Annotated in this window: 20 protein-coding genes; 5 read left to right on the forward strand and 15 right to left on the reverse strand. The window is 73.2% G+C overall.

Translation table 11 applies throughout. The features are described from left to right. Positions 1-87 precede the first annotated feature (87 nt). The 6 genes from lgt to LCD31_RS17680 all read right to left on the reverse strand — a co-directional run bounded on the left by lgt (position 88) and on the right by LCD31_RS17680 (position 6,856). Positions 88-1,272 (reverse strand): prolipoprotein diacylglyceryl transferase, encoded by a 1,185-nt coding sequence (gene lgt, locus LCD31_RS17655; RefSeq protein ID WP_224959536.1) that lies wholly within the window; start codon positions 1,270-1,272, stop codon positions 88-90. An 89-nt stretch (positions 1,273-1,361) separates the two neighbouring features. Next, positions 1,362-2,156, reverse strand: coding sequence for a tryptophan synthase subunit alpha (gene trpA, locus LCD31_RS17660; RefSeq protein ID WP_224959538.1), 795 nt, complete (start codon positions 2,154-2,156; stop codon positions 1,362-1,364). Beyond that, complete coding sequence (gene trpB / locus LCD31_RS17665; RefSeq protein WP_224959540.1) at positions 2,153-3,454, reverse strand: tryptophan synthase subunit beta; 1,302 nt, start codon at positions 3,452-3,454, stop codon at positions 2,153-2,155. Before trpB ends, trpA begins: the two co-directional genes overlap by 4 nt. Positions 3,455-3,617: 163 nt before the next feature. After that, positions 3,618-4,430, reverse strand: a complete 813-nt coding sequence (trpC, locus tag LCD31_RS17670; protein ID WP_224959542.1) for an indole-3-glycerol phosphate synthase TrpC — start codon at positions 4,428-4,430, stop codon at positions 3,618-3,620. Between the two features lie 279 nt (positions 4,431-4,709). Then, positions 4,710-5,297: a Trp biosynthesis-associated membrane protein gene (locus LCD31_RS17675; RefSeq protein WP_224959544.1), complete on the reverse strand. Its 588-nt coding sequence runs from the start codon at positions 5,295-5,297 to the stop codon at positions 4,710-4,712. After that, the gene (locus tag LCD31_RS17680; RefSeq protein WP_224959546.1) at positions 5,294-6,856 is read right to left on the reverse strand and encodes an anthranilate synthase component I; all 1,563 of its coding nucleotides are present in this window, start codon (positions 6,854-6,856) and stop codon (positions 5,294-5,296) included. Before LCD31_RS17680 ends, LCD31_RS17675 begins: the two co-directional genes overlap by 4 nt. Before the next feature lie 93 nt (positions 6,857-6,949). Here LCD31_RS17680 and LCD31_RS17685 point away from each other — a divergent pair, with 93 nt between their 5' ends. Continuing rightward, positions 6,950-7,708, forward strand: a complete 759-nt coding sequence (locus LCD31_RS17685) for a TetR family transcriptional regulator (RefSeq protein ID WP_224959548.1) — start codon at positions 6,950-6,952, stop codon at positions 7,706-7,708. Here the strand turns inward: LCD31_RS17685 and hisI are convergent. From hisI to LCD31_RS17720, 7 genes are all read right to left on the reverse strand, one after another. Next, the gene (hisI, locus tag LCD31_RS17690; RefSeq protein WP_224959550.1) at positions 7,705-8,046 is read right to left on the reverse strand and encodes a phosphoribosyl-AMP cyclohydrolase; all 342 of its coding nucleotides are present in this window, start codon (positions 8,044-8,046) and stop codon (positions 7,705-7,707) included. The two genes, LCD31_RS17685 and hisI, sit on opposite strands and share 4 nt — an antisense overlap. After that, positions 8,043-8,816: an imidazole glycerol phosphate synthase subunit HisF gene (gene hisF, locus LCD31_RS17695; protein ID WP_224959552.1), complete on the reverse strand. Its 774-nt coding sequence runs from the start codon at positions 8,814-8,816 to the stop codon at positions 8,043-8,045. The genes hisI and hisF overlap by 4 nt, the downstream gene beginning before the upstream one ends. A gap of 85 nt (positions 8,817-8,901) precedes the next feature. Then, positions 8,902-9,633, reverse strand: a complete 732-nt coding sequence (gene priA, locus LCD31_RS17700; RefSeq protein ID WP_224959554.1) for a bifunctional 1-(5-phosphoribosyl)-5-((5-phosphoribosylamino)methylideneamino)imidazole-4-carboxamide isomerase/phosphoribosylanthranilate isomerase PriA — start codon at positions 9,631-9,633, stop codon at positions 8,902-8,904. A gap of 46 nt (positions 9,634-9,679) precedes the next feature. Next, positions 9,680-9,859, reverse strand: a complete 180-nt coding sequence (locus tag LCD31_RS17705) for a hypothetical protein (RefSeq protein ID WP_224959556.1) — start codon at positions 9,857-9,859, stop codon at positions 9,680-9,682. A gap of 19 nt (positions 9,860-9,878) precedes the next feature. Beyond that, positions 9,879-10,508 (reverse strand): imidazole glycerol phosphate synthase subunit HisH, encoded by a 630-nt coding sequence (gene hisH, locus LCD31_RS17710; protein ID WP_224959558.1) that lies wholly within the window; start codon positions 10,506-10,508, stop codon positions 9,879-9,881. Between the two features lie 9 nt (positions 10,509-10,517). After that, positions 10,518-11,447 (reverse strand): transketolase family protein, encoded by a 930-nt coding sequence (locus LCD31_RS17715; protein WP_374201666.1) that lies wholly within the window; start codon positions 11,445-11,447, stop codon positions 10,518-10,520. Next, the gene (locus LCD31_RS17720; protein ID WP_224959560.1) at positions 11,444-12,154 is read right to left on the reverse strand and encodes a thiamine pyrophosphate-dependent enzyme; all 711 of its coding nucleotides are present in this window, start codon (positions 12,152-12,154) and stop codon (positions 11,444-11,446) included. Before LCD31_RS17720 ends, LCD31_RS17715 begins: the two co-directional genes overlap by 4 nt. A 243-nt stretch (positions 12,155-12,397) precedes the next feature. Here LCD31_RS17720 and LCD31_RS17725 point away from each other — a divergent pair, with 243 nt between their 5' ends. Together LCD31_RS17725 and soxR are read left to right on the forward strand one after the other, a co-directional pair. Continuing rightward, positions 12,398-13,654, forward strand: a complete 1,257-nt coding sequence (locus LCD31_RS17725) for a helix-turn-helix domain-containing protein (RefSeq protein WP_224959562.1) — start codon at positions 12,398-12,400, stop codon at positions 13,652-13,654. A 27-nt stretch (positions 13,655-13,681) separates the two neighbouring features. Next, on the forward strand, positions 13,682-14,140 hold the full coding sequence (gene soxR / locus LCD31_RS17730; protein WP_224959564.1) for a redox-sensitive transcriptional activator SoxR: 459 nt from the start codon (positions 13,682-13,684) through the stop codon (positions 14,138-14,140). On the opposite strand, the gene LCD31_RS17735 is transcribed toward soxR, so the two are convergent. Together LCD31_RS17735 and LCD31_RS17740 are read right to left on the reverse strand one after the other, a co-directional pair. Then, positions 14,137-14,820, reverse strand: a complete 684-nt coding sequence (locus LCD31_RS17735) for a response regulator (protein WP_224959566.1) — start codon at positions 14,818-14,820, stop codon at positions 14,137-14,139. The genes soxR and LCD31_RS17735 overlap by 4 nt on opposite strands. Further along, a complete protein-coding gene (locus LCD31_RS17740) occupies positions 14,817-16,412 on the reverse strand; it encodes a sensor histidine kinase (RefSeq protein ID WP_224959568.1) in 1,596 nt (531 codons plus the stop codon). The genes LCD31_RS17735 and LCD31_RS17740 overlap by 4 nt, the downstream gene beginning before the upstream one ends. A gap of 157 nt (positions 16,413-16,569) precedes the next feature. On the opposite strand from LCD31_RS17740, the gene LCD31_RS17745 reads away from it, so the two are divergent. Beyond that, positions 16,570-17,949, forward strand: coding sequence for a cation:dicarboxylate symporter family transporter (locus tag LCD31_RS17745; protein ID WP_224959570.1), 1,380 nt, complete (start codon positions 16,570-16,572; stop codon positions 17,947-17,949). A gap of 49 nt (positions 17,950-17,998) precedes the next feature. Continuing rightward, positions 17,999-18,922 carry a PHB depolymerase family esterase gene (locus LCD31_RS17750; RefSeq protein WP_224959572.1) on the forward strand — a complete coding sequence of 308 codons (924 nt, stop codon included), beginning with the start codon at positions 17,999-18,001 and terminating at the stop codon, positions 18,920-18,922. The last annotated feature ends 211 nt before the right edge of the window (positions 18,923-19,133 follow it).

Genomic DNA, 19,133 nt, shown 5'->3' on the forward strand with positions numbered 1-19,133 from the left:
CTCCGCCGCCCCGGGCCCCCGCCCCCCCCCCCCCCGCCCCCCCCCCGGGGGCCCCGGGGGGGGGCCCCGGCCCCCGAACGGTGCGGGTCACTCGTCGCGGTCGGAGTCCTCGGAGCTCTTCTCGCTCGTGGCGGCGGAGGTCTCCTTGGGCCGGTCGGCCTTCTCGTCCGCCGGCTTCGAGGCGGCGGCCTTCTCGTCCGGCTCGGCATCGCCGGACTCCGCGGGTTCGGACTTCGCTTCGTCCGGCTGCGCTTCGTCGGGCTGCGCGGGTTCGGACTTCGCCGCATCGGGCTCGTCGTCCCGGTTCTCCGCGTCGACCCGCGTCGCCCCGCCGGAACCGGCCGCGCCGGCTTCCTCGTCGTAGTCGTCATCGCCCGGCAGCGGCCTGCCGCGCAACAGCTCCGGGTCCTCCCGCTTCCCGCGCACCACCAGCAGGTAGATCACCGCCAGCGCGAACACCACCAGCGAGGTGAACACGTTGATGCGGATGCCGAGCAGGTGCGTGGCCGCGTCGGTGCGCATCATCTCGATCCACACCCGGCCGGCCGTGTACCCGGCGACGTACAGCGCGAACACCCGGCCGCGCCCCATCCGGAACCGCCGGTCCGCCCACACCACGAGCACCGCGACCAGCAGGTTCCACAGCAGCTCGTACAGGAACGTCGGGTGCACCACCGCCAGCGGCGCCCCCTGGTCGACGGCGCGGCCGTAGATCTGGTCGACCATGCCGTCCTCGTTGACCCGGCGGTAGATCTCCAGTCCCCAGGGCACCGAGGTCGGGCTGCCGTAGAGCTCCTGGTTGAACCAGTTCCCCAACCGGCCGATGGCCTGCGCCGTGATCAGCGCCGGGGCGATCGCGTCGGCGAACGCCGCCAGCGGCACGCCGCGCCTGCGGCAGCCGATCCACGCACCGACCGCGCCGAGCGCCACCGCGCCCCAGATGCCGAGGCCGCCCTCCCAGATCTTCAACGCGTCCAGCGGGTTCCGGCCCGGGCCGAAGTACTTGTACCAGTCCGTCGCGACGTGGTAAAGCCGACCGCCGACCAGGCCGAACGGCACCGCGAACACCGCGATGTCGGTGACCACGCCCTTGCGGCCACCGCGCGCCTGCCAGCGCCGGTCACCCCACAGGATCGCCACCACGATCCCGGCGATGATGCACAGCGCATAGGCGCGCAGCGGCACCGGGCCGATGTACCACACCCCCTGCGGGGGGCTCGGAATGTTCGCCAGGAACGAGGTCGCCGGGGCAGCGAGGTTGTGCGCGCTCACCCGAACACCGTATCGGTCCGCCGCGCCACCCCCATCGCCAGGTGAACGGCCCGCCCGTCCGAGCCGGTGGGCCGTTCACCCCGGGTGCTTCAGCGGGAGCGGACTCCCCGGCCCAGTTCGGCGGCGATCTCGCGGACGCCCGCGGGACCGTCCTGCTCGGCGCGGTTGATGAACGCGGAGCCGACGATGACGCCGTCGGCGAACTTCGCGACCTGCGCGGCCTGCTCGCCGGAGCGGACGCCGAGGCCGACCCCGATCGGCAGGTCGGTGTGCGCGCGGGTGCGCCGCACGAGCCCTTCCGCCTGGTCGCCCACGGTGTCGCGCGCCCCGGTCACGCCCATCACCGAGGTGGCGTAGACGAACCCGGAGCTGGCCTTCGCCGTCATCGCCAGCCGCTGTTCCGTGGAGGACGGGGCGACCAGGAAGATCCGATCCACGCCGTGCGCCTCGCTGGCGGACATCCAGTCGTCGGCCTCGTCCGGCACCAGGTCCGGGGTGATCACGCCGAGCCCGCCCGCGGCGGCCAGGTCGCGGGCGAACGCGTCCGGCCCGTACTGGTGCACCGGGTTCCAGTAGGTCATCACCACGGCGTGCTTGCCGGCGTCGGCGACCGAGGACACCACGTCGAACAGGTCCCGGATGCGGAACCCGGCGCGCAGCGCCACGTCCCCGGCGGCCTGGATGGTCGGCCCGTCGATCACCGGGTCGGAGAACGGGACGCCGACCTCCACCACGTCGCAGCCGGGCGCGTCGTCGGTACCGGCGAGCATGCCCGCCAGCAGCTCCTTCGAGCCCTCGACCGTGGGGTAGCCGGCGGGCAGGTACCCGATCAGCCCCGCTCGGTCCTCGGCGCGGCAGGCCGCGAACACCTCGTGCAGGCTCACCGCTCCGCCTCCCCGTCTGCGTCGTCCGCCACCGGCTCGCCCGACTCGTCGACGAGGCCGAAGTACTTCGCGGCGGTGTCCATGTCCTTGTCGCCGCGGCCGGACAGGCTCACCAGCAAGGTGGCGTCCGGCCCCAGCTCGCGGCCCAGCCGCAGCGCGCCCGCGAGGGCGTGCGCGGACTCGATGGCCGGGATGATGCCCTCGGTGCGGGAGAGCAGCCGGAACGCCTGCATCGCCTCGTCGTCGGTGACGGCGACGTACTCGGCGCGGCCGGCGTCCTTCAGGTACGAGTGCTCCGGCCCGACGCCCGGGTAGTCCAGGCCCGCGGAGATCGAGTAGGCCTCGGTGATCTGCCCGTCCTCGTCCTGCAGCAGGTAGGAGCGGGCGCCGTGCAGCGTGCCCGGCGTGCCCTTGGTGAGCGTGGCGCCGTGCTCGCCGCTGTCCAGCCCGTGCCCGGCGGGTTCGCAACCGACCAGCCGCACGCCCGGATCGTCGATGAAGCCGTGGAAGATGCCGATGGCGTTGGAGCCGCCGCCCACGCACGCCACCACCGCGTCCGGCAGCCCGCCGAACTGCGCCAGCGACTGCTCGCGGGCCTCCTCGCCGATGATCTTGTGGAAGTTGCGGACCATCACCGGGAACGGGTGCGCCCCGGCCGCCGTGCCCAGCAGGTAGTGGGTGTCCTCGACGTTGGCGACCCAGTCCCGCAGCGCCTCGTTGATCGCGTCCTTCAGCGTGGCCGAGCCGTTCGCCACCGGTCGCACCTCGGCGCCCAGCAACCGCATCCGCGCCACGTTCAGCGCCTGCCGCTCGGTGTCGACCTTCCCCATGTAGATCACGCAGTCGAGGTCGAGCAGCGCGCAGGCGGTCGCCGTGGCCACGCCGTGCTGGCCGGCGCCGGTCTCGGCGATGACGCGCCGCTTGCCCATCCGCTTGACCAGCAGCGCCTGCCCCAGCACGTTGTTGATTTTGTGGGAGCCGGTGTGGTTCAGGTCCTCGCGCTTGAGCAGGATCCGCGCCCCGCCCGCGCGCTCGCCGAACCGCTTCGCCTCGGTCAGCAGCGACGGGCGGCCCGCGTAGTCCCGCAGCAGCCGCGCCAGCTCGTCCACGAACTCCGGGTCCAGCTGCGCCTTCTCGTACTCCGCGGCCAGCTCGTCCTGCGCGGCGATCAACGCCTCCGGCATGAACCGGCCGCCGTAGGGGCCGAAGTGGCCCCGCTCATCCGGGTCATGCCCCTCGGGCACCGGACGGCCCGGCCGATGCGCGCGGTCGTGCTGCGCGTCGTGCACCGTCGCCATCTAGGTCACCTCTCTAGTAGTCCTCAGCCGCCGGGGATCCGGCCGTGCGCCGCGGCGGCACCGCGCCGCGCGTCACCCACCCCGGGTTCCCGGCACGGGCGCCGCGACACCGGCCGCGCCCGGGCGGTGCGCCGAACCCGACCGGTGGCCGGGCCCGGCTCGATCAGCGGCTGGGCCGCGGGCAGGCCGGGTGCGAGCCGGCCGTCACCAGCTGGGTCACCGCGACGCGCGGGTTATCGCTGGTCACCAGGCCCTCGCCGACCAGCACCGCGTCCGCGCCCGACCCGGCGTACGCCATCAGGTCGCTCGGGCCGCGCACCCCGGACTCCGCCACCTTCAGCACCTCCGGCGGCAGGCCGGGCGCGATCCGCCCGAAGACCTCGCGGTCCACGTCCAGGGTGTGCAGGTTGCGGGCGTTGATGCCGATGACCTTCGCCCCGGCCTCCAGCGCGCGGTCCGCCTCCTCGGCGGTGTGCACCTCGACCAGCGCGGTCATGCCCAGCGACTCGACCCGGTCCAGCAGGGCCTCCAGCGCGTTCTGCTCCAGCGCCGCCACGATCAGCAGCACCATGTCCGCGCCGTGGGCGCGCGCCTCGTGCACCTGGTACGGGCTGACCACGAAGTCCTTGCGCAGCAGCGGAGTCGCCGGGACCTTCAGGCGCACCGCGTCGAAGTCCGCCAGCGAACCGCCGAAGCGGCGCTGCTCGGTCAGCACGCTGATCACCCGCGCGCCCGCCTCCGAGTAGTCCGCGGCCAGATCGGCCGGTTCGCCGATCTCCGCGAGCTCACCCTTGGACGGGCTCCGCCGCTTCACCTCCGCGATCACGCCGACACCGGGCGCGCGCAGCGCGGCCAGCGCGTCGTGCGACGGTGGCGCCGCAGCCGAACGCTGCTTGATCTCGTCGAACGGAACGGCGGATTCGCGGAGGGCCATGTCCTCGCGAACGCCTTCGATGATGGATTCCAGAACGCTCACTCGAACACCTCGCCACGCGTGCCCCGAACACTCGCCCGCAGGTCTCGAAAATCGTCAATGACGCAGACGAACTCATCGCGCTCGATCACGACACTCCCCTTCCCGCCGTGCCGTTCGCATGGCCGATGCTAACCCCGCGCGGTGCGGCCTCCGCCCAAGGGGTCGGTACAACGTCCCTGCACAGCAAGGACCTTCGTCCCTTGCCGACTCCGATCGCAGGACTCCCCACCGCCACCCGGACGTACCCGAACCGGTGCCGGGACCACGGTGCGCGCGCCGCTAGCGCTCGTCCGTCGGGTCGGCTCCCTCGTCCAGGGCATCCCACAGCCTTTTGTCCGGATCGGTGGACTTCCGCTTCTCCGCACCCGGCGCCGAGTACCGCGCGCCCATCGCGGGCATCCGGCCGGCGCGCACCGCCACCAGCGCTCCCGCCGCGAGCAGCGCCAGCCCGGCCAGCACCACCAGCAGCGGCCCGAACGGCGCGGCGGACGGCTCGCCCACCGGCTCACCGCCCGACGGAACCCCCGGCGGCACGAACTCGGCCGCCGCGGCGAACCACCACGTGCCCGCCCGCCACAGCAGCAGCGCGCCGCCGAGCAGCGTCAACGCGCCGACGACGCGGCGCAGCAGGCCACCGGTCGCCAGCACCGCCGCCACCGCGGCCAGCGCGGCCAGCGCCAGCGGCACCAGCTCCGGACGCGCCACCGCGCCCGAAGCCACCGCGTCCACCTCGCCCGAGAACGGGGTGCGGTACTGCCGCGACGCCCAGGTCAGCGCGCTCGCACCCCACAGCAGCCCCGCGGCCGCCACCAGCAGCAGCACCACCGACCACAGCAGCCGCGCCGAGGTCTCGCGCTGCGCCGTCACACCCGCTCCGCGACATCCGCCGGGCGCGTGTCCGGGGCGCGCAGCGTCTGCGCGGTCGCGACCGCGGTCAGCACCGCCTTCGCCTTGTTCAACGACTCCTGGTCCTCCGCCACCGGGTCCGAGTCGGCGACGATGCCGCCGCCCGCCTGCACGTACGCCATCCCGTCGCGCACCAGCGCGGTGCGGATCGCGATCGCCGTGTCGGCGTCCCCGGCGAAGTCCAGGTAGCCGACCACCCCGCCGTACTGGGCGCGGCGCGTCGGCTCCAGCTCCTCGATGAGCTCCAGCGCCCGCGGCTTCGGCGCGCCCGACAGGGTGCCCGCCGGGAAGCACGCGGTGACCGCGTCGAACGCGGTGCGGCCCTCGTCCAGGGTGCCGGTGACCGTGGAGACCAGGTGCATCACGTGGCTGTAGCGCTCGATCCGGAAGAACTCGACCACGTGCACCGAGCCCGGGCGGCACACCCGGCCCAGGTCGTTGCGGCCCAGGTCGACCAGCATCAGGTGCTCGGCCCGCTCCTTCTCGTCGTTGCTGAGCTCCTTCTCCAGCCGCGCGTCCTCGTCCTCGTCGGCGCCGCGCCAGCGGGTGCCCGCGATCGGGTGCGTCGTCGCCTGGCCGTCGCGGACCGTCACCAGTGATTCGGGGCTCGATCCGACGATGTCGAACGGGCTGCCGCCCTCGGGGTCGGCCAGCCGCAGCAGGTACATGTACGGGCTCGGGTTCGTGGTGCGCAGCACCCGGTACACGTCGAGGGCGTCGGCGCTGGTCTCCATCTCGAAGCGCTGCGAGACGACGACCTGGAAGGCCTCGCCCGCGCGGATCGCCTCCTTCGCCGCCTCCACCGCCCGGTGGTGCTCCTCGGGGGTGCGGCGGCGGGTGAACTCCGGGGCGGGGCGGGAGAACGCGGCCACCGTCGGCGCCGACGGCGTGCACAGCCGCTCGGTCATCTCGTCCAGCCTGCGGACCGCGTCGTCGTAGGCGGCGTCCACCCGCTCCGGGCTGTCGTCCCAGTTCACCGCGTTCGCGATCAGGGTGATCGTGCCCTCGTGGTGGTCCAGCGCGGCCAGGTCGGTGGCCAGCAGCATCACCAGTTCGGGGATGCGCAGGTCGTCCTCGGTGAGCTCCGGCAGCCGCTCCAGGCGGCGCACCGCGTCGTAGCCTAGGTAGCCCACCATGCCCCCGGTCAGCGGCGGCAGGCCCGGCAGCGGGTCGGTGCGCAGCAGCCGCACCGTCTCCCGCAGCGCCTCCAGCGGGTCACCACCGGTCGGCAGGCCCACCGGCGGCGTGCCCGTCCAGCAGGCCTCGCCATCGCGCGCGGTCAGCGCGGCCGCGCTGCGCACCCCGATGAACGACCAGCGCGACCAGGAGCGCCCGTTCTCCGCCGACTCGAACAGGAACGTGCCCGTCCGGTCGCCCGCGAGCTTCCGGTACACCCCCAGCGGGGTCTCGTCGTCGGCCAGCAACCGCCGCACGACGGGGATGACCCGCCGCCCGGCGGCCAGGTCGCGGAACTCCGCGCGGTCCGGGGTGATGCTGCCGATGTCGCCGTCGCCAACCATGTCCACATTGTGCCGACCCCGCACCGGGCGCGTCGCAGCGGTCGGGCGGCGGGCTTTTGCGGCCCGCACCCGGCAGCGACGAAGATGGCGGGGATGAACAGCGGCACCGGCCGTGGGAGCGACCACGACGACCTCGGGGACCACGACGACGACCTCGACCACGCCGACCTCGGGCAGCACGCTGACCTCGGGCAGCTCGGCGACCCCGGGGACAGCGGCGACCCCGGCGCGCCGGGTCCTCGCGGCGAGCAGGACGGCCGGAAGCGGCGAGGGCGCCGCGCGGGCGGGCAGGACACCCGGGCCGCGCTGGTCGCCGCGGCCCGCGAGGTCTTCGCCGAATCCGGTTACAACGACGCGACCGTGCGCGTGATCGCGACCCGGGCGGGCGTCGACCCGGCGATGGTCAACCACTGGTTCGGCGGCAAGGAGGCCCTGTTCACCGCGGCCGTGCACATCCCCGTCGACCCGACCACCGTCATCCCGGAACTGCTGGCCGGGGACCGGGAGCAGCTCGCCGAGCGCGTGCTGCGCCGGTTCCTCGGCGCGTGGGACGCGGCGGGCGGCCGGGCGTTCGCCGCACTCGTGCGCAGCGTCGCCTCGCACCGCTCGGCGGTGCGGATGCTGCGCGAGTTCGTCGCCACCGTGATCATCGACCGGCTGGTGCGGGAGCTGCGGATGGACCGCCCGGAGCTGCGCGCCGCGCTCAGCGCCTCGCAGATCATCGGGCTCGGCATCACCCGCTACGTGGTGGAGCTGGAGCCGCTGGCCTCCGCCGACCACGACACCGTGGTGGCCGCGGTGGCCCCCAACCTGCAGCGCTACCTCACCGGGGACCTCGGCCCGGAGAGTTAGCCGAGCAGCACGTCCGCGTCGAAGCAGGTGCGGGCACCGGTGTGGCAGGCCGCGCCGACCTGGTCGACGACCAGCAGCACCGTGTCGCCGTCGCAGTCCAGCCGCACCTCGTGCACGTGCTGCACGTGTCCCGAGGTCTCGCCCTTCACCCAGTACTCCCCCCGGCTGCGGGAGAAGTAGGTGCCGCGGCGGGTGGTGAGCGTGCGGTGCAGCGCCTCGTCGTCCATCCACGCCATCATCAGCACCTCGCCGGTGCCGCGCTGCTGCGCGACCGCGGCCACCAGGCCGTCGGCGTTGCGCTTGAGGCGCCCGGCGATCGCCGGGTCCAGCTCGCTCATCGGACGGTGATCCCTTCCGCGCGCATCGCGTCCTTCACCTCACCGATCCGCAGCCGGCCGAAGTGGAAGACGCTGGCCGCGAGCACCGCGTCCGCGCCGGCGCGCACCGCGGGCGCGAAGTGCTCGACGGCGCCCGCGCCACCGCTGGCGATGAGGGGGACGTCGACGCGGGAGCGGACCGCGCGGATCAGCTCCAGGTCGAAACCGGCCTTGGTGCCGTCGGCGTCCATGGAGTTCAGCAGGATCTCGCCGACGCCGAGCTCCTGGGCGCGTTCGGCCCACTCGACGGCGCAGATCCCGGTGCCGCGGCGGCCACCGTGCGTGGTGACCTCGAAACCGGACGCGGTCGGCTGCCCGCCCTCCGGCACGCGGCGGGCGTCGGCGGAGAGCACGACGCACTGCGCGCCGAACCGGTGCGAGGCCTCCCGCAGCAGCTCGGGGCGGGCGATGGCGGCGGTGTTCACGCTCACCTTGTCGGCGCCCGCGCGCAACAACCGGTTCACGTCCTCGGCGCTGCGGACCCCGCCGCCGACGGTCAGCGGGATGAACACCTGCTCGGCGGCCCGGCGCACCACCTCGAACGTGGTCTCCCGGTCCGAGGAGGACGCGGTCACGTCGAGGAACGTGAGCTCGTCGGCGCTCTCGGCGTCGTAGGTCTTGGCCAGCTCCACCGGGTCGCCCGCGTCCCGCAGGTCCGTGAAGTTGACACCCTTGACGACCCGCCCGGCGTCCACGTCCAGGCAGGGGATCACTCGTACCGCGACGCCCATGCCTCCAGCGTAGGCCGTGCGCGGCGCCCGCCGGGGCACCGGGTCGCCCGGCGGCGCGGGTGCCGCACCGCCGGGTCCGGTCCGATCAGGACACCGCGGCGAGGGCCTCTTCGAGGGTGAAGTTCCCGGCGTACAAGGCCTTGCCGACGATGGAGCCCTCCACGCCCAGCGGCGCGAGCTCCGCCAGCGCCCGCAGATCGTCCACACTGGACACCCCGCCGGAGGCGACCACGGGCGCCTCGGTGCGAGCGCAGACCTCGCGCAGCAGCTCGGTGTTCGGACCCTGCAGCGTGCCGTCCTTGCTCACGTCGGTGACGACGTAGCGGCGGCAGCCCGCGGCGTCCAGCCGGGCCAGCACCTCCCACAGGTCGCCGCCGTCGCGGGTCCAGCCGCGGGCCGCGAGCCGGTGGCCCTCCTCGGTGATGCGCACGTCCAGGCCGACGGCGACCTGCTCGCCGTGCTCGGCGACCACGCGGTCCGCCCACTCGGGGTTCTCCAGCGCCGCGGTGCCCAGGTTCACCCGGTGGCAGCCGGTGGCCAGCGCCGCCTTCAGCGAGTCGTCGTCCCGGATGCCGCCGGAGAGCTCCACCCGCACGTCGAGCCGCCGCACCACGTCGGCCAGCAGCTCCCGGTTGGAGCCGCGGCCGAACGCCGCGTCCAGGTCCACCAGGTGGATCCACTCGGCCCCGGCGCGCTGCCAGGCGAGGGCGGCCTCCAGCGGATCGCCGTAGGAGGTCTCGGTTCCGGCGGCGCCCTGGACCAGCCGGACGGCCTGGCCATCGGCCACGTCAACTGCGGGAAGAAGCGTGAAAGTCACGCGGCAACTGTATCTGGCGGCCTGGTGCGGGCCGTGCGGCGCGGGGTCAGCGGTGCCGGTCACCGGAGCGGGCCGCGGCGATCACGGGGACCAGCAGCGCCAGCACCGCGAGCACCAGCACCAGCCACGCGGGCACGCCCGCCTCGACCAGGTACGTGGAGCTGAAGCCCGCGACGACGCCCACGGCCAGGACCAGGGCCACGACCCGGGTGCCGCGCGGGTTCATCAATCCGTGGCGGCGCACGTCACAGCGTCCCGAGCCAGTTGCGCAGCAGGCGGGAGCCCGCCTCGCCGGACTTCTCCGGGTGGAACTGCGTCGCCGACAGCGGGCCGTTCTCCACCGCGGCGACGAACGGCTCGCCGTGCTCGGACCAGGTCACCTTGGCCGGGGCGATCGTCTCCGACTCGGGCAGTTCCCAGCGCCGGGCGGCGAAGGAGTGCACGAAGTAGAACCGGGTGCCCGGCTCCATCCCGGCGAACAGCACCGAGCCGGCGGGCGGCGCGACCTCGTTCCAGCCCATGTGCGGCAGCACGTCCGCCTGGAGCCGTTCGACGTCGCCGGGCCACTGGCCGCAGCCGTCGGCCTGCACGCCGTGCTCGACGCCGCGGTCGAACAGCACCTGCATGCCCACGCAGATGCCGAGCACCGGGCGCCCGCCGGCCAGCCGCCGATCGATGATCTTGTCCCCGCCCGCGGCGAGCAGACCTTCCATGCAGGCCCCGAACGCGCCGACGCCGGGCACGACGAGCCCGTCGGCCTCGACGGCGGCGTGCGCGTCCGAGGTCACCCGCACATCGGCGCCCGCGTGCTCGAGAGCGCGTTCGGCGGAGCGCAGGTTGCCGGAGCCATAGTCCAAAACGACGACGCGTGCCACGCCGCCAGGCTACCGGCCGCTCGTGGCGAGGAATCCGCGGATCGACCGGGCGAGGCCCGCGGGGTCCAGCCCGTGCGCGGCCTCGTGCTCGTCGGCGGTGCCGTAGGCGCGCAGTTCCGCGTCCCGCCGCACGCCCAGCCCGAGCACCCGGTGCGGCAGGTCGGCCAGCGCGGCGTTCGCGGCCGCCGTGGAGGTGTCCCGCAGGTAGGGCTCCACCAGCACCACGTCCGGGGTCGCGGCCAGCGCCGCCGATCGCAGGCCCGCGGCGTCGAAGGGCCGGACGGTCGAGGCGTAGAGCACCGCCACGTCCAGCTCGACCGTCGCCGCGAGCACCGGCCGCAGCATCGGCCCCACCGCGAGCACCACCCCACCTCGCCCCTCGCGCACCACCAGGAACCGGCGGCCCACCGGCAGCGGCGCCGCGTTGGTGCGCTCGCTCATCCGCAGGTACACGAGGTCGTCGGTGAGCAGCGCCGCGCTGAGCAGCTCGGCGAACTCCCGCGGGTGCCCGGGCACGTGCACCGTCCAGTCCGGCAGCGTGTCGAGCAGGGCCACGTCGCCGGGCGCCATGTGGGTGCGGCCCGCGGCCGGGTAGTCGTAGGACGCGCCGGTGCTGACCAGGACCGCGCCGACGCCCTGGTGGTTGAGGTCCAGCTTGAGCTGCTCGAACGGCCGCTCCACCAGGAACGGCGCGATCGAGTGCACGACGGGCCGCATCCCGGTGAGCGCGAGCCCGCCCGCGACGCCGATCAGCGCCTGCTCCCGGATGCCGACGTTGATCACCCGGTCCGGGTGCCGCGAGGCGGCGGCGGCGAACCGGTCGGCGGAGATCTCGGCGAGCACCACCGCGAGCCGCGGGTCCACGTCGAGGGCGGCGCCGACGAGGTCGGTGAACTCCTCGCGCATCGGGCGGGTGCGCGGTTCGGTCGGGGCGGTCATGCGAACTCCTTCGGTTCCACGCGGGCGATGACGGCGAGCGGCTGGTCGGGCCGGGTGTCGGTGAGGGCGCGGTGCAGGGCTTCGTGGTCCCGGCCGTCGACGGAGTGCGCGGCCCAGCCCTCGCGGGAGAAGCGCTCCGCGATGCCGCCCGGCCAGCCGTGCGAGTCGGAGGCGTTGTCGACCACGACCGCGGTCAGCTGCCCGGCGCCGAGGCGGCCGGCGACGGCGATCGCCTCGTGGTTGCTGCCCTCGCCGAGTTCGGCGTCACCGACGAGGACGACGACGCGCGGGTGGGTGCGGCCCCGCGCGCGCAGCCCGAGGGCGGTGCCGAGCGCCAGCGGCAGGCCGTGGCCGAGGGAGCCGCTGCCGATCTCCACGCCGGGCACGAGCAGCCGGTCCGGGTGCTGGCCGAGGCGGGAGTCGAAGCTGCTCCAGCCGTCGAGTTCGGCGGGGTCGAGGAAGCCCTTCGCGGCGAGCACCGCGTAGTAGGCCATCGGCCCGTGCCCCTTGGACAGCAGGAAGCGGTCCCGGTCGGGGTCGTCGGGGTGCGCGGGGTCGACGTCGAGGACGCGGTCGTAGAGCACCCAGAGCACGTCGAGGGTGGAGGTGGCGGCGGGCGAGTGCTTCTCGTCGCCGGACATCCGGGCGAGCAGCGCGGGCAGCTCCGGGTGGCCGAGCCCGGTTCCCGCTGGGGTGGAGGTGGTCATGCGGACAGCCTCGAACTTCGAGTTAGCTCGAAGTCAAGCGGCGCTCGGCGGCGGTGTCCCCGAATCACCGATTGAAAACGAATTTTCTTCATGTTGAACCGGATTCAGCCCACCTTCGTATTCACCCGAATTGCCGGTTAGGGCCGAGCGGAGCCGCTCATTACAGTTCCTACTCATTAGTAGTAACTTTTCCGGCGGCGCCTTCCGAACCCGACCGGCGTCACCCGACAGGAGAAGAAGATCATGCTGACGAGGGCGGCCCGCACCGGCGCACCGGATCCGTGGGCGGCGCTGCCCAGCGAACTCGCCCCCATCCTGCGGCCCGAGATGAGCAGCCTCGCCACGCAGATCCTCACCGAGATCCAACTCCGGATCCCCGAATACGCCCGGCCCATGGACCAGAAGTACGTGCACGCCATCCGCCGCGGCGTCGAAGAGGCCCTCAGCCAGTTCGTCGACCAGATCGCCGACCCCACCGCACCGCAGGAACGCTGCGCCGAGGTGCACCGGGCGCTCGGCAAGGCCGAGATGCACGAAGGCCGCAGCCTCGACAGCCTGCAGGCCGCCTACCGGCTCGGCGCCCGCCTCGCCTGGCGGCGCACCGCCCGCATCCGCGAACGCGCCCGCGTCGCGCCCCGCACCATGCTGCTGCTCGGCGAAGCGATCTACGCGCACATCGACGAGCTGGCCGCCCGGTCCGTCGAAGGCTTCGCCGAAGCGCAGGCCCGCGCCGCCGGCACCCGCGCCCGGCGCCGGCGGCGGCTGCTGGAACTGCTGCTCACCGATCCGCAACCACCGCGCCGGATCCTCGCCGAAGCCGCCGAAGCCGCGCACTGGACGCTGCCGCGCACCCTCGTCGTCGCCGCCCTCGAACGCGTCGACGGGCAGGAGCAGCGCAGCAACCCGCTCAGCCGCCGGGAAGCGCTCCTCGACCTCGAAAGCGGCCACCCGCACCTGCTCGTGCCGTGCCCCGACGACGACGCGGACGACGAACCGCCGTGGGAGCAGCAGCTCGCGGGCTGGCGGGTCGCGCTCGGGCCCCGCGTCGAACTGCACCGCGCACCGCACGCGCTGCGCTGGGCGCGCAAGCTCCTGGAGCTCTCGCACGCCGGACTCGTGCCGGAACGCCCCGTGCTGCGCTGCGAGGACCACCTCTCGCACCTGCTGCTGCTCAGCGACGAGAACCTGACCCGGCAGGTCGTGCACACCCGGCTCGCCCCGCTCGGCGGGCTCAAGCCGAAGCAGCAGGTCCGGCTCGCCGACACCCTCCTGGCGTGGCTGCAGACCCGCGGCGGCGCCCCCGAGGTCGCGCACCGGCTGCGAGTGCACCCGCAGACCGTGCGCTACCGCCTGCACCAGCTCGAAGACCTCTTCGGCGACGCGCTCACCGACCCGCAGGCGCGATTCGAGCTGGAGATCGCGCTGCGCGCCGCCGGACGCCTGCTCAGCTACGGCGCGCTCGTCCCGGAGCCGGCCGGGACCGGCAGGAGTTCGACCTAAGGTGAACTTCGCGGCTACCTTGGGAGCATGTCCGCACTTCCCGCGCTGCTCACCATCGGCGAGGTCGCCCACCGCAGCGGAGTCGCCCAGACCGCGCTGCGCTTCTACGAGCAGCGCGGCCTGATCACCTCCACCCGCACCAGCGGCAACCAGCGCCGCTACGGGCGTCCCGTGCTGCGCAGGCTCGCGTTCATCCGCGCCGCCCAGCGCGTCGGGCTCAGCCTGGAGCAGATCTCCGACGCGCTCGCCACGCTGCCCACCGACCACGCGCCCACCAAGGCCGACTGGACGCGGCTGTCCCGCTCCTGGCGCGACGAGCTCGACGCGCGCATCGACGGGCTGCAGCGGCTGCGCGACCGGCTCAGCGGCTGCATCGGCTGCGGCTGCCTGTCGCTGCGCACCTGCACCCTGAACAACGCCGACGACCAGATGGCCGCGCAGGGCCCCGGCTCGCCGCTGCTCACACCGTCCGCCGACCGGTCCTAACCAAAATCCTCGGCCCAGCGGTAGAACATCTCCGGGCGCCCCACCCCGCCGTAGCGCGGCTCGCGGCCCGCCATCCCGTTGTCCACCAGGTACTCCAGGTAGCGCCGGGCCGTCACCCGCGACACCCCGGCCAGCTCGCCCACCGCACCCGCGGCGGCACCCTCCCGGTGCGCCCGCAGCGCCGAGACCACCGCGGCCAGCGTCTCCTCCCCCATGCCCTTCGGCAGCGACGCGCGGTCCACCCCGCGCAGCGTGGAGAACGCGCGGTCGATCTCGCTCTGCCCGCTGGCCTCCCGGTCGTGCCCGAGGCTCTGCCGGAAGCGGGCGTAGTGCTCCAGCTTCTCCCGCATCGCCGCGAACGTGAACGGCTTCAGCAGGTACTGCACGACGCCGCTGGCCACCGAAGCGCGCACCACGCGCAGGTCCCGCGCCGAGGTCACCGCGATCACGTCGGCGTTGCTGCCCGCGTTGCGCAGCGCCCGCGCCACCGCCAGCCCGTCCATGTCCGGCAACCGCAGGTCCAGCAGCACCAGGTCCACCTGGGTGTGCTCCAGGAACCGCAGCGCGTCCTGCCCGGTGCGGGCGCGGCCGGCCACCTCGAAACCGTCCACCCTGGACACGTACAGCTCGTGCGCCTCGCCCGCGACCGGGTCGTCCTCCACCACCAGCACCGAGATCACGAGCGCACCTCGGTCAACGGGATCCGCACCTCGAACCTGCCGCCCGGACCGGTACCGACCCGCACCGACCCGCCGTAGCGGCGCACGCTGCGCCCCACCAGCGCCAGGCCCAGCCCGCGACCCGAGCGCTTCGTCGACCAGCCGCGCTCGAACACCGACCCGGCCACCGCCGGATCCACCCCGGGCCCGTTGTCCGACACCACGATGGACAGCTCCTCCTCGTCGGAGCGGATGCTCACCTCGACCCGCGGGGCGGGCACCTCGAACGTCGCCTCCACCGCGTTGTCGATCAGATTCCCCAAGATCGTCACCAGATCGCGCGAACCCACCCGGTCCAACGCGCGATCGTCGACCGCGCTGCCCTCCGACAGCACCACTTCCACACCCCGCTCCCGCGCCTCCGCGCTCTTGCCGAGCAGCACGGCCGCCAGCACCGGCTCCCCCACCGCGCCCACCACGCGATCCGTCAGCTGCTGCGCCAGTTCCAGCTCCGCGGTCGCGAACCCCACCGCCTCCTCGACCCGCCCCAGTTCGATCAACGACACCACCGCGTGCAGCCGGTTCGCCGACTCGTGCGCCTGCGAGCGCAGCGACTCGGAGAACCCGCGCATCGAATCCAGTTCCCCCGTCAACGTCTGCAACTCGGTGTGGTCGCGCAACGTCACCACGCTGCCCAGGTCGCGGTCGCCGCTGCGCACCGCGGAGACGTTCACCAGCAGCACCCGGTCCTCGGTCACGTGCACCTCGTCGCGCACCGGCTCCCGCTCGGCGAGCGCCTCCACCAGCGGCTCCGGGAAACCGAGGTCCGCGAAGCGCGCGCCCTCCGCCGCGGCCGGGTCCGACCCCAGCAGCACCGCCGCGCCATCGTTGCACAGCGTCACCACGCCGGACGGCGCCACCAGCAGCAGGCCCTCGCGGACCGCGTGCAGGATCGCGTCGTGGTACTCGTACATCCGGCTCAGCTCCGCCGGGGTCAGCCCGTGCGTGTGCCTGCGCAGCCGGCGCGACACCAGGTACCCGGCCACCCCGCCGAACAGCAGCGCCACCGCACCCACCCCGGCCAGCACCAGCAGCTGCCCGCTCAGCTCCGCGGTGAGCACCCGCACCGTGATGCCCACCGACACCAGCGCGCGCACCCGGCCCGAGTCGTCGAGCACCGGGACCACCACCCGCACCGACGGGCCGAGGGTGCCCTCGTAGGTCTCGGTGAGCGGCCTGCCGTGCTGGGCCGCACCGATGTTGCCGACGAAGCGCTTCCCGATCAGCTCCGGGTTCGGGTGCGTGTAGCGCATCCCCGACGGATCCATGATCGTGATGAACCCGACGCCGGTCGCCGTCCGCACCCGCTCCGCCCACGGCTGCAAGGTGCGCGGCGGATCACCACCGGTGACGGCCGCCAGCACTCCGGGGTCCACCGCCAGGGTGTTCGCCACCGCGGCGACCTCGTCCGCGGCGGCCTCCTCGGTGCGGCGCTCCGCCTCGACGTAGCCCAACGCCACCCCGCTGAGCACCACCACCGCGACCACGATCACTTGCAGCACGAACAACCTGGCCGCGAGGCTGGCGCGGCCGATCCGCCGGAGGTACGACATGACGTTGCTGTTGCTCCCGCATGAACTCAATGAACACAACCGTGACGGTCACCACCGGTGAGTCCGATAGTCTCCCCCGACATGCTCGTGACCTGAGACACGACCGAATGAGTGATCGCCGACCCACGTGATCGGTACATCCCGTAGGAGTTGACCCGTGCCAAGCAAAGACGCTGCACCCGAGGCCGCCGGTGCACCGCCGAAGAAGCGGGACCGCACCCACTTCCTGTACATCTTCGTCATCGTCGCGGTCCTGGCGGGCATCGCCGTGGGATTCGCGTTCCCCGACTTCGCCACCGCACTGAAACCGCTGGGCACCGGGTTCGTCAACCTGATCAAGATGATGATCTCCCCGGTCATCTTCTGCACCATCGTGCTGGGCGTCGGCGGTGTGCGGCAGGCCGCGAAGGTCGGCAAGGTCGGCGGCCTGGCACTGGGCTACTTCCTCGTGATGTCGTTCGTCGCGCTCGTCGTCGGGCTGCTCGTCGGCAACGTGCTGCACCCCGGCGAAGGTCTCCAGCTCACCGACGAGCTGCGTGCCAGCGGCAGCGACCAGGCCCCGGGCGAGGCCGAGGGCCTGTCCGGGTTCCTCATCGGGATCATCCCGAACACCCTGGTCTCCGCCCTCACCGAAGGTGAAGTGCTGCAGACCCTGCTGGTGGCGCTGCTCGCCGGGTTCGCCCTGCAGGCCCTCGGCGACAAGGGCACGCCGATCCTGAACGGCATCGAGCACATCCAGCGGCTCGTGTTCAAGATCCTCGCGATGGTGATGTGGGTGGCCCCGATCGGCGCGTTCGGCGCCATCGCCGCCGTCGTCGGCGCCACCGGGGTCGACGCGCTCAAGGGCCTCGGCGTCATCATGGCCGGCTTCTACATCACCTGCGTGCTGTTCATCTTCCTCGTGCTCGGGCCGCTGCTGTGGGCGTTCGCCCGGGTCAGCGTGTTCAAGCTGCTCGGCTACCTGGGCCGCGAGTTCCTGCTCATCCTGTCCACCTCCTCCTCGGAGGCGGCGCTGCCGCGGCTGATCGCGAAGATGGAGCACCTCGGCGTCAGCAAGCCCGTCGTCGGCATCACCGTGCCCACCGGGTACTCGTTCAACCTGGACGGCACCGCGATCTACCTGACGATGGCCTCGCTGTTCATCGCCTCCGCGATGGGTGAACCGCTGGCGCTCGGCGAGCAGGTCTCGCTGCTCGTGTTCATGATCATCGCGTCGAAGGGCGCCGCGGGCGTCAGCGGCGCCGGGCTCGCCACCCTCGCGGGCGGCCTGCAGTCGCACCGCCCCGAACTCGTCGACGGCGTCGGCCTCATCGTCGGCATCGACCGGTTCATGTCGGAGGCCCGCGCACTCACCAACTTCGCGGGCAACGCGATCGCCACGGTCATCATCGGCTCCTGGACCAAGGAGATCGACCGCGAGCAGATGCAGCGGGTGTTCGCCAAGGAGGACCCGTTCAACGAGCAGAGCTTCCTGGACGAGGAAGAATCCTCCGCGGCCGGCGGCGATTCCGGGAAGGAACCCGTCGCCGCGAAGTGAGGACCGCGCGGCCGCGCAGCGGCGGGCCGCGCCGAGACAGGAGTCGACGATGCACAGAGCAGTGCTGAGCCTGCTGATCGCCCTCGGCGCGGTCGCCGCCACCGGCGCACCCGCCCTCGCCACGCCGGAGCGGCCCGCGCCGCGCGGCGGCTGCGGCACCACCCCCGATGTCGAACCGGGGACCACCGAGCACCGGGAACTCACCTCCGGCGGCCGCACCCGGGAGTTCCTGGTGCACGTGCCGGAGAACTACGACCCGGACCGCGCCACGCCGGTGGTGCTGTCCTTCCACGGCCACAACCGCACGGCCGAGTACCAGGAGCGGCTGTCCCGGTTCTCCGAGCTGGACACGATCGCCGTCTACCCGCAGGGCCTCGTCGGCACCGACGGCGGCACCGCGTGGCAGGGCGCCCCGTACTCGGCGGACGCCGACGACGTCCGGTTCACCGAGGACCTGCTCGACCGGGTCGAGGACGACTTCTGCGTCGACACCGACCGGGTGTACGCGGCCGGGAAGTCGAACGGCGGCGGTTTCACCAACGTGCTGGCCTGCCGCTTGGGCGATCGCATCGCCGCGTTCGCCCCGGTGGCCGGGGCCTACTACCCGCAGAGCGGGAAGTGCTCGCCGTCCGAGCCGGTGCCGATGATCTCCTTCCACGGCACCGCCGACGGTACGATCCCCTACGACGGGAACCCGGAGAAGGGCCTGCCCGCCATCCCCGACTGGCTCGACGGGTGGGCCGAGCGCGACGAGTGCTCGCCCGACCCGGTCACCGAGCACCCGCAGGACCTGGTCACCCAGCAGCGCTGGGAGGGCTGCGCCGACCGGGGCGCGCTGGTGCACTACCGCATCGACGAGCTGGGGCACGACTGGCCGAGCCGTTCGTCCAATCCGGACTCCGACGACCCGACCGTCATCGAAGCAACCCCGCTGATCTGGAAGTTCTTCCAGAACCACCCACTGCACGCCTGAGCAGCCGAACCCGGCCCGGTGCCTCCCATCCTGTCAGCGGCGAAGCCGCTGAGCAGCGACCACCTGAGACACCGGCACCGCCGCGGGTTCTCAGCGGCGTTCTCGCGAGGACAGCGTTTTCTCCTGTGGCGGAGCCACCGGTGAAAACGATCCCGCAGCGAGAAGGCAGCTGAGGTTCCGCCACCCCACCCCCGAGCAAGCCGAGGGGACC

It is taken from the genome of Saccharopolyspora sp. 6M, from assembly GCF_020176775.1.
In the GTDB taxonomy this organism is placed as follows: domain Bacteria; phylum Actinomycetota; class Actinomycetes; order Mycobacteriales; family Pseudonocardiaceae; genus Saccharopolyspora_C; species Saccharopolyspora_C gregorii.